At 53.7% G+C, this 16,170-nt stretch carries 13 protein-coding genes, 2 tRNA genes and 1 other RNA gene; 7 read left to right on the top strand and 9 right to left on the bottom strand.

From position 1 onward, the window contains the following. Positions 1–24: 24 nt before the first annotated feature. The 6 genes from DMB82_RS14120 (at position 25) to pnuC (ending at position 3,611) form a co-directional block, all read left to right on the top strand. Positions 25–100, top strand: a tRNA-Lys gene (locus DMB82_RS14120). 51 nt (positions 101–151) lie between these two features. Then, a tRNA-Lys gene (locus tag DMB82_RS14115) sits at positions 152–227 on the top strand. Positions 228–267: 40 nt separating this feature from the next. Continuing rightward, positions 268–403: non-coding RNA, RtT sRNA (locus DMB82_RS14110), on the top strand. A gap of 235 nt (positions 404–638) precedes the next feature. Beyond that, complete coding sequence (locus tag DMB82_RS14105; protein WP_102116644.1) at positions 639–1,355, top strand: DUF554 domain-containing protein; 717 nt, start codon at positions 639–641, stop codon at positions 1,353–1,355. 411 nt (positions 1,356–1,766) lie between these two features. After that, entirely contained in the window at positions 1,767–2,828 is a 1,062-nt protein-coding gene (gene nadA, locus DMB82_RS14100) for a quinolinate synthase NadA (protein ID WP_102116643.1), read from the top strand. 57 nt (positions 2,829–2,885) lie between these two features. Continuing rightward, positions 2,886–3,611, top strand: coding sequence for a nicotinamide riboside transporter PnuC (pnuC, locus tag DMB82_RS14095; RefSeq protein WP_116162697.1), 726 nt, complete (start codon positions 2,886–2,888; stop codon positions 3,609–3,611). A 7-nt stretch (positions 3,612–3,618) separates the two neighbouring features. Here pnuC and zitB read toward each other — a convergent pair whose 3' ends face one another. Further along, the gene (gene zitB / locus DMB82_RS14090; RefSeq protein WP_116162699.1) at positions 3,619–4,569 is read right to left on the bottom strand and encodes a CDF family zinc transporter ZitB; all 951 of its coding nucleotides are present in this window, start codon (positions 4,567–4,569) and stop codon (positions 3,619–3,621) included. 296 nt (positions 4,570–4,865) lie between these two features. Between zitB and aroG the strand changes: the two genes are divergently transcribed. Continuing rightward, on the top strand, positions 4,866–5,921 hold the full coding sequence (gene aroG / locus DMB82_RS14085; protein ID WP_102116640.1) for a 3-deoxy-7-phosphoheptulonate synthase AroG: 1,056 nt from the start codon (positions 4,866–4,868) through the stop codon (positions 5,919–5,921). Positions 5,922–5,984: 63 nt separating this feature from the next. On the opposite strand, the gene gpmA is transcribed toward aroG, so the two are convergent. The 8 genes from gpmA to galE all read right to left on the bottom strand — a co-directional run bounded on the left by gpmA (position 5,985) and on the right by galE (position 15,996). Beyond that, complete coding sequence (gene gpmA / locus DMB82_RS14080) at positions 5,985–6,737, bottom strand: 2,3-diphosphoglycerate-dependent phosphoglycerate mutase (protein WP_010302707.1); 753 nt, start codon at positions 6,735–6,737, stop codon at positions 5,985–5,987. A gap of 137 nt (positions 6,738–6,874) precedes the next feature. Next, positions 6,875–10,012 carry an efflux RND transporter permease subunit gene (locus DMB82_RS14075; protein ID WP_116162700.1) on the bottom strand — a complete coding sequence of 1,046 codons (3,138 nt, stop codon included), beginning with the start codon at positions 10,010–10,012 and terminating at the stop codon, positions 6,875–6,877. Next, complete coding sequence (locus DMB82_RS14070; protein ID WP_116162702.1) at positions 10,009–11,511, bottom strand: efflux RND transporter periplasmic adaptor subunit; 1,503 nt, start codon at positions 11,509–11,511, stop codon at positions 10,009–10,011. The genes DMB82_RS14075 and DMB82_RS14070 overlap by 4 nt, the downstream gene beginning before the upstream one ends. Then, positions 11,508–12,767, bottom strand: a complete 1,260-nt coding sequence (locus tag DMB82_RS14065; RefSeq protein WP_116162704.1) for a TolC family protein — start codon at positions 12,765–12,767, stop codon at positions 11,508–11,510. The genes DMB82_RS14070 and DMB82_RS14065 overlap by 4 nt, the downstream gene beginning before the upstream one ends. Before the next feature lie 12 nt (positions 12,768–12,779). Beyond that, on the bottom strand, positions 12,780–13,133 hold the full coding sequence (locus DMB82_RS14060; protein WP_116162706.1) for a copper-binding protein: 354 nt from the start codon (positions 13,131–13,133) through the stop codon (positions 12,780–12,782). A 74-nt stretch (positions 13,134–13,207) separates the two neighbouring features. Beyond that, positions 13,208–13,660, bottom strand: coding sequence for a hypothetical protein (locus tag DMB82_RS14055; RefSeq protein ID WP_116162708.1), 453 nt, complete (start codon positions 13,658–13,660; stop codon positions 13,208–13,210). A 151-nt stretch (positions 13,661–13,811) separates the two neighbouring features. Next, a complete protein-coding gene (galM, locus tag DMB82_RS14050) occupies positions 13,812–14,858 on the bottom strand; it encodes a galactose-1-epimerase (protein WP_116162710.1) in 1,047 nt (348 codons plus the stop codon). 118 nt (positions 14,859–14,976) lie between these two features. Continuing rightward, entirely contained in the window at positions 14,977–15,996 is a 1,020-nt protein-coding gene (gene galE / locus DMB82_RS14045) for a UDP-glucose 4-epimerase GalE (RefSeq protein ID WP_102116632.1), read from the bottom strand. Between the last annotated feature and the right edge of the window lie 174 nt (positions 15,997–16,170).

Genomic DNA, 16,170 nt, shown 5'->3' with positions numbered 1-16,170 from the left:
AAAACGCTAAAGCAGCATGAAATTGGGTCGTTAGCTCAGTCGGTAGAGCAGTTGACTTTTAATCAATTGGTCGCAGGTTCGAATCCTGCACGACCCACCAATTTCAAGTGCAGTTATAGCAGCATTAAGTATCAAAGTAGTTCCGCATTGCGGGTCGTTAGCTCAGTCGGTAGAGCAGTTGACTTTTAATCAATTGGTCGCAGGTTCGAATCCTGCACGACCCACCATCTCCTAGCAATTCAACATTATACAATCGCTATTCCTCTCGTTATTCACATAGCAAGTATCTTGACTTTTAATCAATTGGTCGCAGGTTCGAGCCGAGCGAAGCGAGACAGCGACGCGTTAGCGTTGACTCCGAAGGGGCGAGGCCGGAGGCCGAGTTATCCTGCACGACCCACCACTTCGGCAGTAAATTTCCTTCCTCGAATAAACTCATTTTAAATCATATATCGCACATGTCGCATCGGTGAGATAAAGCCATCATCATTCCCTACTCGTTAAGACTTTGCGGTATATTAGGTCTTTGCCCCTCTCTATGAACTATATAACCCGTCAGGAACTGTTTTCTAATTCTATCGAGCAGGGATGGAGTCATTGCCACAGGGAAACGCGTGTAGCCCTGTTTAGGAAGATATATGATTGGTCCGTTGATTAATGGTGCCGCTATCTTGATTGGTAGTGGTCTGGGTATTGCTTTGCGTCGTTTTATCCCTCAGCGTTTGCAAGATGGCCTTCCGCCAGCATTTGCGATGGTGTCGATTGCAATGGGGGTGACGCTGGTTGTGAAAGTCCAGCAACTGCCTGCGGTGGCGCTGGCTATTGTGATTGGCGTTGCGTTAGGTGAACTGTTACGTATGGAGTCTGGTGTGCAGTGGGCCGGTACGATGATTCAGAAAGGATTAAACCGCGTGCTGCCTGCACAGGAGCACCGTTTGCCGCAGGATGTCTACACTCAGAATTTTACCGCGTTAATCGTCCTGTTTTGTGCCAGCGGAACCGGTGTGGTTGGGGCGTTGACGGAAGGACTCACTGGTGATTATCAACTGCTGATCATCAAATCTGCTTTGGATATTTTCACCGCGCTGATTTTTTCCATCACGCTTGGTCTTGCCGTGATGTCGATTGCGATACCGCAGGTTATTATCCAGACGCTGCTATTCTTCTCCGCCAAATTGATTATGCCCTTTATGACAGAGATCACTATGGGTGATTTTTCTGCCTGTGGAGGAATTATCATGATTGCTGTAGGGCTAAGGATCGCGCAGATCAAATCATTTGCGGTGGTTAACTTCCTGCCTGCGTTGGTTTTGGTTATTCCTATCTCTCTGTACTGGCATCGCTTCTTCGCCTAAAGCGCTGCGTCTGATTGGCGGCTGACGATCGAAGGCAAGTCGCCGCTAAATTTTGTGTCATTTCCTGATCGGTAAACGTGTGGTGGTAAAAGGCGTTTCTGATTGCTCCGTCACCTCTTGTTTCGTGTCCACGTTTCTGACGGTCAGGGTATCGCGATATAGTCTGATATAGAGGCTGGCCATGCCATTTCTCTCTTTGTCCCTCTTCTACGTCTCTTTTCTACGAGTCATGCCACGTACGCATTCCACCTCACCATTTTAAGCATAGTAAACAGAATGGTGGGTAATATGGAAAAAATACCGCGACTTTAGGGCGAATTTTCGGTATTTTGTTTAGGATAAAAAACGTCGATACTGATCATTAATGAGTATCAGGTGTTACAACCCGAGTTGTCATCGTGGAAGTTTATAATGAGTATCCTTTTTGATAGCAATGAGACCATTTATCCCTTTCCGCCGAAGCCCAGACCCTTATCGGCTGATGCAAAACAGCACTATCGTAGCAGGATAAAAACGCTGCTGCGGGAAAGAAATGCCGTCATGGTCGCGCACTACTATACCGATCCTGAAATTCAGGCGCTGGCGGAAGAAACCGGCGGCTGCGTAGCGGATTCGCTGGAAATGGCGCGTTTCGGCAGCACCCATTCGGCATCAACGCTGCTGGTAGCGGGGGTCCGCTTTATGGGAGAGACCGCCAAGATACTCAACCCGGAAAAGACGATTCTGATGCCCACGCTGGAAGCAGAATGCTCGCTCGATCTCGGTTGTCCTGTTGATGAGTTCAGCCGTTTTTGCGATGCGCACCCGGACCGAACGGTGGTGGTGTATGCCAATACCTCCGCGGCAGTGAAAGCGCGTGCTGATTGGGTGGTCACATCCAGCATCGCGGTGGAATTGATCGAGCATCTGGATAGCCTGGGAGAAAAGATTATCTGGGCACCGGACCGTCACCTGGGAAGCTATGTACAAAAGCAGACAGGGGCGGATGTACTGTGCTGGCAGGGCGCTTGCATTGTGCATGACGAATTTAAAACGCAGGCGCTGCAGCGCATGAAGGTGCTGTACCCCGATGCGGCAATTTTGGTTCATCCCGAATCGCCGCAGAGCGTGGTAGAGATGGCTGATGCCGTTGGGTCAACCAGCCAACTGATTCAGGCTGCGAAAACGCTGCCACAGCGCGAGCTGATTGTGGCGACCGATCGCGGTATTTTCTACAAGATGCAGCAGGCCTGCCCGGAGAAAACGTTGCTGGAAGCGCCCACCGCGGGCGAAGGGGCAACCTGCCGCAGCTGCGCCCACTGCCCGTGGATGGCGATGAACGGGCTTGAGGCGATTGCTAACGGCCTGGAGCAAGGCGGTGACGCTCACGAGATTCATATTGATGCAGCCCTGCGAGAAGGTGCGTTAATCCCGCTTAATCGCATGCTGGATTTTGCGGCTTCACTAAAATTGCGTGTGAAAGGGAATGCCTGACGGAGATCTTGGGCCTCTTGATAGCTTTTTTTACAATAATTGAGACAGGGTGGTGAGATGGACTTTTTAAGTACCAGCAATATTTTAATTCATATCCCTTTGGGGGAAGGGGGATATGCGCTTTCCTGGATTGAGGCGATTGGTACGCTGTTTGGCCTGCTGTGTATCTGGTTTGCGAGTCAGGAAAAAACCATCAACTATTTGTTTGGGTTGATTAACGTTACGCTGTTTGCCGTGATCTTTTTCCAGATTCAGCTTTACGCCAGCCTGTTGCTGCAAATCTTCTTTTTTGTCGCCAACATTTATGGCTGGTATGCCTGGACGCGCAAGACAGATTCGCAGGAAGTGGCGTTACGCATCCGCTGGCTACCGGTGCAGAAGCTCATTGGCTGGTCGGTAGCGTGCGTTGTCGCGATTGGCTTGATGACATTCTACATTGACGCGGTGTTTGCCGTGCTGACGCGTATTGCCGTTTCCGGTATGCAGGGGCTGGGGTTGTCTGTGCAGATGCCGACTCTCCAGCCAGATGCGTTCCCATTCTGGGATTCCACCATGATGGTGCTGTCGATTGTGGCGATGATCCTGATGACGCGCAAATACGTCGAGAACTGGCTGCTGTGGGTGGTGATTGATGTGATAAGCGTGGTGATTTTTGCTTATCAGGGCGTGTATGCGATGGCGGTAGAGTATGCGATCCTGACGCTGATTGCCCTGAACGGCTCCTGGCTGTGGATTAAGAGCGCTCAGGAAAACCGCGTCAGCACGGTTTCACACGGCGCGTAAGCCAAATTTAATGCTTGTGGTGGTGACCTTCTGCATCATGGCTTTCATGATGATGACTTTCCTGATAGTGGAAATCACAGTGGTCATCATCACAGCGTTGATATTCCATCTGAACCGTCGCGTGTTCAATCTGGTAATGCTTCAGTAAATATTCCTGAATACGTCTTAACAACGCATCGTGATCGTGAGGGGGAACCACCTGTGCATGCAGCGTCATCATCGGTTTCTCGCCCACCTGCCATAAATGCACATGGTGAATGTTTCTAACCTCGGGAATATTCAGCGTCAGATCTTTCTGTAGAACCTCAACGCTGAGCTGGCTCGGCGTACCTTCCAGCAACTCGTGAATGCTCTCTTTCAATAACGCCCACGCACTACGCAGCACCAGACATGACACCAAAATAGAGAGAATCGGGTCGATAGGCGTCCAGTTGGTATAAAGAATGATAATGGCAGCAGCAATCGCGCCAACGGATCCGAGCAGATCGCCCAGCACATGCAGGGCCGCCGCGCGGACGTTAATATTTTTCTCTTCGCTGCCATGATGTAACAGCCAAAATGCCACGATATTTGCCACCAACCCGGCAACAGCGACAAGCAGCATAGGGACGCCAGCGACGGGCTGGGGATCATAGAAGCGCTGAATAGCTTCCCAGAAGATGAAGGCGGTAATCAGTATCAGCGTCAGCGCGTTCACAAAGGCGGCGAGGGTAGTGAGTCGCAAATAGCCAAAGGTATGGCGAGCAGTAGGTTTGCGCTGTGCGAAACGTACGGCAACAAGCGCGACAAACAGCGCGGCGGCGTCCGTTAACATATGGCCTGCATCCGCCAGCAGGGCGAGGGAGCCGGACAGCAGGCCGCCAATGACTTCTGCCACCATAAACGTGGCGGTAATGACAAATGCGGCCAGCAGACGTTTACTGTTACCTGATTCTGTGTGGCTGTGGTTATGTGCCATAGATCACCCTGAGTTGCGGTTTTATCCTACTTTACTGAAACCCACAGAGAAAACCTATTCTGTGGTTCACCCGATCTGTCCGTTGCGCTATTTTCTGGTGAAAATAGGACGGATGCGGTATCTGAGAGCATTTGATCGCGTAAATCCCGCTGATTTTAGCGCCCCGACAACACCAGCTTGACATATAATAATCAATCTTCAATATGAAACATCCCGTTTCTCAGACGACCCGTACAGGCGGGATGGCGCGTATTGGATGGGGTTAACATACCGTTTCGGAACCGATGGATTTATTTATGAATTACCAAAATGATGATTTAAGAATTAAAGAAATTAATGAACTTTTGCCGCCGGTTGCTTTGCTAGAAAAGTTTCCAGCCACGGAGAAGGCCGCGGAAACGGTATCGTTCGCGCGTACTGCCATCCATAAAATTCTTAACGGCAATGACGACCGCCTGCTGGTGGTGATTGGTCCTTGCTCGATCCACGACACGAAAGCAGCAAAAGAGTATGCCGCGCGTCTGTTGGCGCTGCGTAACGAGCTGAGCGACGATCTGGAAGTGGTTATGCGGGTTTATTTTGAAAAACCACGCACCACGATTGGCTGGAAAGGGCTAATCAACGATCCGCACATGGACAATAGTTTCCAGATCAATGACGGCCTGCGCATTGCACGCCAACTGCTGCTGGAAATTAACGACATCGGTTTACCGGCTGCGGGTGAGTTTCTGGACATGATCACGCCGCAATATATGGCGGATCTGATGAGCTGGGGCGCTATCGGCGCACGTACGACAGAATCTCAGGTACACCGTGAACTGGCATCCGGCCTGTCATGCCCTGTCGGTTTTAAAAACGGCACCGATGGTACGATCAAGGTCGCGATTGATGCGATCAACGCCGCCAGCGCACCACATTGCTTCTTGTCTGTCACCAAATGGGGCCATTCGGCTATCGTGAATACCAGCGGTAACAACGATTGCCACATTATTCTGCGCGGCGGTAAAACGCCGAACTACAGCGCTGAGCACGTGAAAGACGTGAAAATTGGTCTGGAAAAAGCGGGCCTGACACCGCAGGTCATGATCGATTTCAGCCATGCGAACAGCAGCAAGCAGTTCAAAAAGCAGATGGATGTCTGCACTGACGTCTGCGGGCAGATCGCGCAGGGCGAGAAAGCGATTATGGGCGTGATGGTGGAAAGCCATCTGGTCGAAGGCAACCAGAATCTGGAAAGCGGCGAGCCGCTGGTTTATGGCCGCAGCGTGACCGATGCCTGCATTGGCTGGGAAGATACAGAATCCCTGCTGCGTCAACTGGCTTCTGCGGTACGCGAGCGCCGTAGCAAGTAATATCGAATAGCATGCTATATAAAAAACCCGGCACAGGCCGGGTTTTTGTCATTCAGGGGAAAATTACTTCGCTTTACCCTGATTCGCTACTGCGGCAGCTTTTGCAGCGATTTCGTCTGCGTTGCCCAGGTAGTAACGTTTGATAGGCTTGAAGTTCTCGTCGAACTCATAAACCAACGGCACGCCAGTTGGGATATTCAGTTCCAGAATTTCGTCTTCGCCCAGGTTGTCCAGGTATTTCACCAGTGCACGCAGTGAGTTACCGTGAGCCGCAACGATCACACGCTCACCGCTTTTGACGCGTGGCAGGATGGTTTCGTTCCAGTAAGGCACAACACGTTCGATGGTCAGCGCCAGGCTTTCAGTCAGCGGCAGCTCTTTGTCGCTCAGAGCAGCGTAACGCGGATCGTGACCTGGGAAACGTTCGTCATCACGCGTCAACTCTGGAGGCGTAATCGCAAAACCACGACGCCATTGTTTAACCTGCTCGTCACCGTATTTCTCAGCGGTTTCGGCTTTATTCAGACCTTGCAGCGCACCGTAGTGGCGCTCATTTAGTTTCCAGGATTTCTCAACTGGCAACCAGGCTTGATCCAGCTCGTCCAGTACATTCCACAGTGTATGAATGGCACGTTTCAGCACGGAGGTATACGCGAAATCAAAGGCAAAACCTTCGTCTTTCAGCAGCTGACCTGCGGCTTTGGCTTCTGAACGGCCTTTGTCGGATAGATCGACATCGTACCAGCCTGTGAAGCGGTTTTCGTTGTTCCACTGGCTCTCACCGTGTCTTACCAGTACCAGCTTAGTTACAGCCATAGCTAAACTCCTTCCTATCCTAAGATTTCTGTGATAACTGATTTCATTATAGGGGTGTAGAACGGTTATCGGCAATCGATAGTCGATGGCAAGCGTGATTTATCCGCAGGTTGTTTGCGTAAAATCACGCTCTGGCTTTACCGTTTCAGCAAACCGGAATCCCCCTTGTGCAATAACAGGTAGACCGCTGGAATCACCAGCATCGACAGCAGAGGGGCACTCACCATCCCGCCTATCATTGGCGCGGCAATCCGCTGCATGATTTCGGATCCGCTGCCGCCCCCCCACATGATGGGGAGCAGCCCTGCCATAATCGTTGCCACGGTCATCATTTTTGGCCGTACGCGCAGAACCGCCCCTTCGTGGATGGCATCCATCAATTGCTGGCGTGACAGCGCCTGACCTGCCACACGGTGTTTCTCTACTGCATGGTTGAGGTACAGCAGCATGATGACGCCGAATTCCGCCGACACGCCCGCCAGTGCAATAAAGCCCACTGCACCCGCTACGGAAAGATTATAGCCAAGGAGATAGAGCAGCCAGACGCCGCCAATCAGCGCGAAAGGTAACGTTGCCATAATCAGCAACGCGTCTTTGATGCGGTTGAAGGTGACATACAGCAGCACAAAAATGATCAGCAGCGTAAAGGGCACGACGACTTTCATTTTTTCCGTAGCGCGTTCCAGATACTCAAACTGACCGGACCAGCTCAGTGAAACGCCTTCCGGCAGCGTGACCTGTTGGGCAACGGCCTGCTGCATGTCTTCAACGGCAGATTTTAGGTCGCGGCCGCGTAGATCGACATAAATCCAGTCCGACAAGCGGCTGTTTTCACTTTTTAGCATCGGTGGTCCTTCGTTGACGCGAATATCAGCCAGCTCTGCCAGCGTCACTCTGCTGCCGTTGGCCGTCACGATGGGCAGGTCACGCAATTTTTGTAGCGAATCGCGTAATTCACGCGGGTAGCGGATGTTGATGGGATAACGCTGGCGGCCTTCAATGGTTTCGCCGATATTTTGCCCGCCGATGAGTGTGGAAACCACCGACTGAAGCTCTTCGACGGACACGCCATAGCGTGCGGCGCGCTGACGGTTGATATCAATATCGATATAGCGCCCGCCCGCCAGCCGTTCCGCCAGGGCAGACGTCACGCCCGGAACCCGTTTCACCACCTGCTCGATTTGTGCAGCAGTACGCTCTATGTCTTCCAGATTATTGCCGTTAACCTTAATGCCCACCGGGCTTTTGATGCCGGTGGCCAGCATGTCCAGCCGGTTGCGAATCGGCGGTACCCACACGTTCGCGATACCCGGCAGGCTGACGGTACGATCCAACTCAGCCACCAACTTGTCCATGGTCATGCCCTCACGCCACTGGTCGCGCGGTTTCAGCCGAATGGTGCTTTCCAGCATGGTTAATGGTGCTGGGTCGGTTGCCGTTTCGGCACGGCCCGCTTTGCCGAAGACCGACTCGACTTCGGGCACGGTTTTAATCAGCCGGTCCGTCTGTTGCAGCAGTCGGCCAGCTTCCCGTGCAGAGATGCCGGGCAGGGTGGAAGGCATATACAGCAGATCGCCTTCATCCAGCGGTGGCATAAATTCGCTCCCCAGACGGCTGAGCGGAAAGAGCGTCAGTAGCAACAGCAGGCCGGAAATCAGCAGCGTGGTTTTCGGGTAGCTCAATACCTTTTGCAACACTGGGTGATAGGCTGCAATCAGCCAGCGGTTAATCGGATTCGCCTGTTCGTCCGGTATCTTGCCGCGTACGAAATACCCCATTAATACCGGCACCAGCGTAATTCCTAATCCGGCGGCGACGGCCATGGCATAGGTCTTGGTAAAGGCCAGCGGTGAAAACATGCGGCCTTCCTGTGCCTCCAGTGAGAACACCGGGACAAACGACAGCGTAATGATCAGCAGGCTGCAAAACAGCGCGGGACCCACTTCCACCGCAGCTCGTTCTGCCAACTGCCACCACTCGTTATTCTGCGGCTGCTTCCCTGGGTTTTCATGCCGCCACTGTTCAATGACTTTATGCATGTTTTCTATCATCACAATCGCGGCATCCACCATCGCGCCGATGGCTATCGCGATACCGCCCAGCGACATAATATTCGCGTTCACGCCCTGATAGCGCATGATGATGAACGCCCCCAGAATCCCCAACGGCAGGCTGATGATCGCCACCAACGCCGAGCGGAAGTGAAAAAGAAACAGGGCGCAGATGATCGCGACGACAACAAACTCTTCCAGCAGCTTGAAGCTGAGCGTATCGATGGCGTGTTCAATCAGCTGCGAGCGGTCGTAGGTTGGGACGATTTCTACACCTGCGGGCAGGCTTTTTTGTATTTCCTGTAACCGCGCTTTGACGGCATGCAGTGTATTCAGCGCATTCTTGCCATAGCGCAGGACGATGATGCCGCCCGCCACTTCGCCTTCGCCATTCAGTTCTGCGATGCCGCGCCGCATCTCCGGCCCTTCTCTGAGCGTTGCCACATCCTGCAACAGCACAGGAATGCCGTTGCGGGTAGTCATTACCACCTGGTTGAAATCTTGCGCGGTTTTCAGGTAACCGGTGGTGCGCACCATGTACTCCGCTTCGCCCAACTCCAGCACGGAACCGCCGTTTTCCTGATTGGCTGCTTGAACAGCGCTGACGATCTGCTGATGGGTGATGCCCTGCGTTCGCATGCGTTCTGGGTCGACGACGATCTGATACTGTTTGACCATACCGCCCACGCTGGCGACTTCTGCTACATCGGGAACGGTTTTCAGCTCATATTTCAGCAGCCAGTCCTGAAAACCGCGCAGATCGGCCAGACTGTATTTGCCGCTGCGATCGACCAGTGCGTATTCGTAGATCCAGCCGACGCCGGTGGCATCTGGGCCGAGCGAGGTTTTCGCATCGGCAGGCAGGCTGGATTGCACCTGACTGAGATATTCAAGCACACGGGAGCGTGCCCAGTAAGGATCGGTGCCGTCTTCAAACAGTACATAAATGTAGGCATCGCCGAACATGGAAAAGCCCCGTACCGTTTTGGAACCCGGCACGGAAAGCATGGTGGTCGTCAGCGGGTAGGTCACCTGATTTTCCACCACCTGCGGCGCTTTCCCCGGATAGCTGACGCGAATGATGACCTGTACGTCCGATAAATCGGGCAGGGCATCCAGCGGCGTTTTTTGTAGAGACAGCAGGCCCCACGCCGCCATGAGCAGCGCGGCCAGTAAAACCAGAAGACGGTTTTTGAGCGACCAGCGAATGATGTAGGCAATCATGGATGACCTCCGTGGCCAGCATGCGGGTCGTCAGCGGGTAAAAAATGCAGGACGCGAATCCCACTGTCGTCCATGCTGAACTGGAAACTGACGGTGCTGCCGATCCCCACTCCCTGTGGCAGCCCTGACGATGGCAGCGTGAAGTCCATCGTCATTGGCGACCAGTTGAGTGCCGGAACTGCTTCGTGTTCGATGGTGGCCTGATTGCCGTTTATCGCCCTGATGACTCCCTGAGTGTGGTAGCCCGCGGGGGCAGTCGGCGTTGCTGGGTTTGCCGATGTCTCCGCATCAAACTGTGGTAAGGCGCTGCGCAGGCTGGCTTCGGAATCAATCAGGAACTGACCCGAAGTGACTACGTTGTCGCCTGCTTTCAGTCCATCGATGATTTCCACCCAGTCGCCCAGCGATGCGCCTGCCGTGACGTTGCGTGGGGTGAAATGGCCGTTGCCATCACTCAGTAAGACCCGGTTTTGGCTACCGCTGACCAATAGCGCCTCCTGCGGGATCGCCAGACGCGGTTGTGCCTGAGCGTGAGAAAGCAGCACGGTCAGGTACATGCCGGGTTTAAGCTGCTGTTGCGGGTTATCCAGCACGACACGGGCTTTTAGCGTGCGCGTGGTACTGTCCAGTACGGGTAGCAGTTCGCTGATTTTGCCGTGGAAGGTTTTGTCCGGCCAGGCACGGCTGGTTGCGCTGATGTCGCTGCCGAGAGTGAGCTGTGCCGCCTGCGCTTCGGGGTAATCGACATCGATCCAAACTGGGTTCAGACTAGCAAGCTCGAATAACGGCTGAGCAGGGCTTAACTGCATGCCTTGCCGCACCTCCAGCTTATTCACATAGCCGTCTTCTGGTGCGGTAATCGCGATCCTGTCCTGTGGTTTGCCGCTCCGCTCGACCTGCCGAATAATCGCTTCCGGCATAAATAACAGCGCCAGCCGTTGGCGGGCTGATTGAGTCAGCATGTCGTCGCCCAACTGCCGTACCGCCAGATATTCGCGCTGTGCCGCCGCCCAGGTCGGGTTCCATAATGTGGCTAGCGTTTCGCCTTTCTTCACCTGTTGTTGCAGCGCATTGACCGTGAGTTTCTCGACAATGCCGCCGCTGGGTGCCACCAACGTGTGTAAACCGCGTTCGTTGAGGGCGACGGTGCCATAACCTGTAGTGCGGTCAGTCAGTTCGCGCATTTCCGCGCGGGTGGTGCGAACGCCGAGATTTTGTTGCTGACGAGCGCTGACGATGACACCGCCGTCCTCCTGCACGTAATCGGCGTAGCGGGGCACCAATTCCATATCCATAAAGGGCGATTTCCCCGGTTTGTCGAAACGTTTATCCGGCACCATCGGGTCATACCAATAGAGAACGGCACGTGCTGGCTCTGCGGTAGAAAGCGAGTGCGGCGTTTGCTGTTTGCCAACCAGATAACTCACGCCACCCGCGCTGAGAATAGCCAGTGTCATCAGGCTAAACCTCAATGATTTGTTCGTGACTGTTTTGCTCATCGCGTAGGGCTTCCTTGTGGTGTCAGATAACGGATGGCAGCCCAATATTGCGCCATCTCCCGAGCGGTATCCTGAGCGGCAATCCGGCTTTCGAGCAACGCCCGACGGGCATCCAGTACGGCGGAAAGATTACTGCTGCCGGATTGATACTGAGCCTGAATCAGTTTGATGCGCTGCTGTTGGAGAGGGAGAACCTCGTTGTTCTGGCGCTGCCAGCGAGACTGTGCGGCTTGATATTGAGCAATTAGCGTATTGAGTTGCGCCTGATGCTCTCGTTCGGTGAGCAACACTCTGTCGCGAGCTTCCATGCTGCGCGAGACGTCTGCGGCGTAGTCCTTGTCCTGACGCTTGGATGTGAACAGCGGCAGATCGACTGTCACCATCATGCCCGCCATATCGTCGTAATCATCTCCACGCTTCGCGTAATAGACTTCAACATCAACATTGGGGATCGTGGCAACGGCCGACTGTGCGGAGCGAGCCTGAGCCAGCTCGGCTTCACGCTGTGCCTGCTGCATTTCTGGATGCTGATGAATGGCATTGCCCAGCACCTCTGGTGAGGCTGGCAGCCGTTCAAAGCGGGGAAGATCGCCGTTTACATTGATATCTGCGATGCCGGTAAGCTGCACCAGCCGGGCATGTGCGATGCGAGTATCCCGTTCTGCATCAGACTGCCTGTCCTGCATGGTTGCCAACGTCAGGCGGGCATCCAGCACGCTACTGGTTTCACCGCCTGCCGCCACATTCGCTTTTTGCGATGCGATCTGCCGCTGGCTTTCTGTGACCAGTGCTGTGACCTCGCCCAACGCTTTCTGTGAGAGTGCCAGATCCAGCCATGCCTGTGCCGTTTCCCGTTGCAGACGAGCACGGATACTCTCGCTATTACTTTGTAGCGCATCGGCTTCTACCCGAATGGCCTGCGCTTTGCTATCACGCTTACTGCTGCTGACGTAGGTCTGCATGATGCCGATACGCTGCATCGTCATCCCTTCTCGCGTGAGTCGGCTACCGTTGTTGCCGCCTAATGGCAGATTTTCGACGCCAAATTTCAACTTAGGGTCGGGAAGCTGCGTGGCAGAGTCGGCCATGTTCTGGAGCGCGTTAATCTGGTGTTGATTGGCTGACAGGTCGGCGGAATAACGCTCTGCCGCCTGTAAAGCCTGTTCAAGACTCAGATCTGCCGCAAAGACGGCGGCAGGCAGCCACAGCAACATCGCCAGACACGCGCGCGCAGCGTCGTGTTTGGATAAGTTCATGTTGTGCTCCGGTTAAGGCTGCTGTGGCGTAATCGCGGTCAGGATGTAGCCGCTATCCTTCTGGATAAAGCTGAACGTGACTGGGGTGTTGGCTGGCAATGGCGTTATTTCTCCGCTGGATGGCAGCGTGAAGGCCATCGTCATGGCAGGCCATTTGAGGCCGGCAATCGGCGCGTGGGAGAGCGTGACGCTGTTAGCGTTCCACTGCTTAACAATCCCAGTGGTCTGATAAACGGCTGTCGTAGCCGCTGGGGGAGTGGTCGGCATCATCGCGTGATGCTGGTGGTCGTTGGCCCACACGGGGAAGATGAAGGAAGAAACAGAAAAAATCAGGCCGCTAATCAGCGCCATATAAGTAATACGCATAAAAAAATCCCAATAAAAATAATTGATAAACAAGACGTTGCGCCCGCTGGCGCAGGGGTTATCAATCGCTTGGGTTATTCTCTAAATCGGCAGAAGCGGATCTCAGCCGGAGGGCCGACCGCAGGGGGGGAAAGCCAGACATCAGAGGCTGGGGTAAGGTGGACAGGGTTATCCGCTAAGACCAGCTCACCGCTGACCGGCAGTGCTAATAATGCCAGCGAGCCATTATCCTGCTTCACGCTATCCGGCACGCAGTGTTTTTCGCACAGCGGCGTTTGCTGGTCAGCAGCGTAAGACGCTGTAGCCGTATGCTGAGCGTGAGATGATAACGGCTGAATGTCAGCCTGTTGCAGATGTGCCTGATGCTGGATAGCGGGGGAGGTCTGGCTGATTGTCATATCGCATTGATGACCTGCGATAGCCAGTTGCGCATTCAGGAAAAGCCAGCACAGCGCCAGTAGCCATCCCCACCTGCCTTTATGGCGCAGATGATGAATGAATAATGGTGACCGTGATGATGCGGACATAGCGTTTCCTTTTTGAACCTCATAGCAGTGTAAGCGTCTGAGTTGGAATGCGGCAAGCGGGGAATGGCATAGTTTTGTAAAGTAGTTTTGTAAATTGGCAGATAGCCATCTGCCAATGTTATCAATGGGTTAATTATCTTTTGCTGTTCGGTTACTGGGTAAGGAACTGGTACGTGGTATCCGAGCGATAGACTTTCCCCGGTTTCAGCCAGCAGTCGGGCTGCGGCCAGTCTGGGTGATTTGGGCTGTCCGGCAGGAACTCGCTTTCCAGTGCGACACCGGCATAGTTTTCATACTGACCGCCGTCACGCGAGGGGGTTCCGGCCAGAAAGTTGCCGCTATAGAGCTGTAAGGCGGGGGCGCTGGTGAAAACGCTCATCAGCACGCGGCCATCGGATGACCACAAATTGGCAGCCGGGCTTTCGCTGGAACCGCAGGTGCGATGCAATAAATAAGCGTGATCGTAGCCACCGACGGCCATTTGATCGCTGTCGCGCAGGAAATCTTCTTCCAGCGTTTTGGGTTGGCGGAAATCCATTCCGGTCGCGTTTACTGGTGTCAGATCGGCGTTGGGAATGCCCGCGCTATTGACCGGCAAATAATAGTCGGCAAACAGCTGCAATTGGTGCTTACGGACGTCAGTCAAATCGCCATCAAGGTTGAAATACGCGTGGTTGGTCAGACAAACGGGGCAGGCTTTCTCTACGGTCGCCTGATACGAGATTTCCAGCGAGTTATGTTCGGTCAGCGCGTACGTCACCTGTACGTTGAGATGCCCCGGATACCCTTGATCGCCATCCGGTGAATGCAATTGGTAAGTCACTTGCGTTGCATCCTGACTGGCGATTCGCCAGCGGCGGGCATGAAAGCCTTCTGGGCCACCGTGCAGCTGGTGTTCATTCTGGTTTGGAACCAGATGAAACGTTTCGGTTTCTCGACTGAACGTGGCTTTGGCTATGCGGTTGGCATAGCGGCCAATCGATGCGCCGAGATAAGCGCTTTGTCGCGGATACTGCTCGGGTGAGGCACAGCCCAGTAGGACTTCTCGCACCTCACCTTCCGGTAGCGGGAGCGCACAGGAAAGCCAGGTTGCACCCCAGTCCATCAGGCTCACGCGCATACCTGCCTGATTCTGCAAGGTCGTTAACTGAAACGGCTGACCATCGGGTGCCAGCGTGCTAAGACTTTCATTCAACATGACTTGCTCCTGTAGAGGCCCGATAAATAGAGAGGGTTGGCCGATGTCTGCAATGTTAGGGGAAGGCCAGCAGATCGGCTCTTCCCCCTAATCCGTCACTCGGTGTGAAAACGCGCCGTCACGCTTCGTCGTACCCATTGGGGTGGTTGGATTGCCAGCGCCAGGTGTCTTGCGCCATTTCTTCCAGCGAGCGTGTGACTCGCCAGTTAAGATCTTTCGCTGCACGCTCGGCATCTGCCCAATAAGCAGGCAGATCGCCCTGACGACGCGGGGCAAAATGGTAAGCCAGCGGTTTGCCACAGGCCTGACTAAAAGCCTCGACGACCTGCAATACACTGTAGCCTACGCCTGCGCCCAGATTATAAATATGCACGCCAGCACGATTTTGCAGGGTGTTCATGGCGGCGATATGACCGTCAGCCAGATCGACGACGTGGATGTAATCTCGCACGCCAGTGCCGTCAGCGGTAGGGTAGTCATTACCGAAAATCGCCAGCGAGTCGCGACGGCCTACCGCAACCTGAGCGATATAAGGCATCAGGTTATTAGGCACACCTTGCGGATCTTCGCCCATTTCACCCGATGGATGGGCACCCACTGGGTTGAAATACCGTAACAGCGTAATACTCCATTCCGGTTCAGCATGCTGTAAATCTTGTAGGATTTGCTCGACCATCAGCTTGCTGCGGCCATAAGGACTGGCAGGGTGCCCTGTGGGGAAACTTTCCTGATAGGGCGTACGCGGTTGATCGCCATAGACGGTGGCAGAGGAGCTAAAAATCAGGTTTTTCACGCCGGCTTTCTTCATCGCCTCTACCAGCACGAGCGTACCGTAGACGTTATTATCATAGTAGCTCAACGGTTCACGCACTGACTCGCCCACGGCTTTTAAGCCGGCAAAGTGGATGACAGAATCAATGGAATGCGTAGCGAAAATATCGTCCAGCAGTGCGCTGTCGCGGATATCGCCCTGATAAAAAACGGGTGTTTTATCGGTTAAGCGTGTAATGGTTTTAACGACGCTAGCCTTGCTGTTGCACAAGTTATCGAGAATGATGGGAGTGTGCCCAGCAGCGAGCAACTGTACGCAAGTATGACTCCCTATGTAACCGCTACCACCTGTAACAAGAACGTTCATAATAACCTCTATTATCGCAATACGGCAAAATAACATGGCTGGATGCTGAAAAAGGTGATCTGCAGCGAGAATCAGCACCTGTTATCGATGATTTTTTTACGAATAACCTTAGCTAAGTATAGATTACAGTGTAAATGAGACTCGCTTTTTACCCTACATTTTATTTTGTGGTAG

It is taken from the genome of Pectobacterium aquaticum, assembly GCF_003382565.3.
In the GTDB taxonomy this organism is placed as follows: Bacteria; Pseudomonadota; Gammaproteobacteria; order Enterobacterales; family Enterobacteriaceae; genus Pectobacterium; species Pectobacterium aquaticum.
Note: the sequence above shows the minus strand (reverse complement) of the source record. Positions and strands in the feature narration are given on the sequence as shown.

Coding starts and splice junctions, on each gene's coding strand:
- gpmA (WP_010302707.1), bottom strand. CDS start 6,737: ATGGCTGTAACTAAGCTGGTACTGGTAAGACACGGTGAGAGCCAGTGG.
- DMB82_RS14105 (WP_102116644.1), top strand. CDS start 639: ATGATTGGTCCGTTGATTAATGGTGCCGCTATCTTGATTGGTAGTGGT.
- nadA (WP_102116643.1), top strand. CDS start 1,767: ATGAGTATCCTTTTTGATAGCAATGAGACCATTTATCCCTTTCCGCCG.
- galE (WP_102116632.1), bottom strand. CDS start 15,996: ATGAACGTTCTTGTTACAGGTGGTAGCGGTTACATAGGGAGTCATACT.
- pnuC (WP_116162697.1), top strand. CDS start 2,886: ATGGACTTTTTAAGTACCAGCAATATTTTAATTCATATCCCTTTGGGG.
- DMB82_RS14075 (WP_116162700.1), bottom strand. CDS start 10,012: ATGATTGCCTACATCATTCGCTGGTCGCTCAAAAACCGTCTTCTGGTT.
- DMB82_RS14070 (WP_116162702.1), bottom strand. CDS start 11,511: ATGAGCAAAACAGTCACGAACAAATCATTGAGGTTTAGCCTGATGACA.
- zitB (WP_116162699.1), bottom strand. CDS start 4,569: ATGGCACATAACCACAGCCACACAGAATCAGGTAACAGTAAACGTCTG.
- galM (WP_116162710.1), bottom strand. CDS start 14,858: ATGTTGAATGAAAGTCTTAGCACGCTGGCACCCGATGGTCAGCCGTTT.
- aroG (WP_102116640.1), top strand. CDS start 4,866: ATGAATTACCAAAATGATGATTTAAGAATTAAAGAAATTAATGAACTT.
- DMB82_RS14065 (WP_116162704.1), bottom strand. CDS start 12,767: ATGAACTTATCCAAACACGACGCTGCGCGCGCGTGTCTGGCGATGTTG.
- DMB82_RS14060 (WP_116162706.1), bottom strand. CDS start 13,133: ATGCGTATTACTTATATGGCGCTGATTAGCGGCCTGATTTTTTCTGTT.
- DMB82_RS14055 (WP_116162708.1), bottom strand. CDS start 13,660: ATGTCCGCATCATCACGGTCACCATTATTCATTCATCATCTGCGCCAT.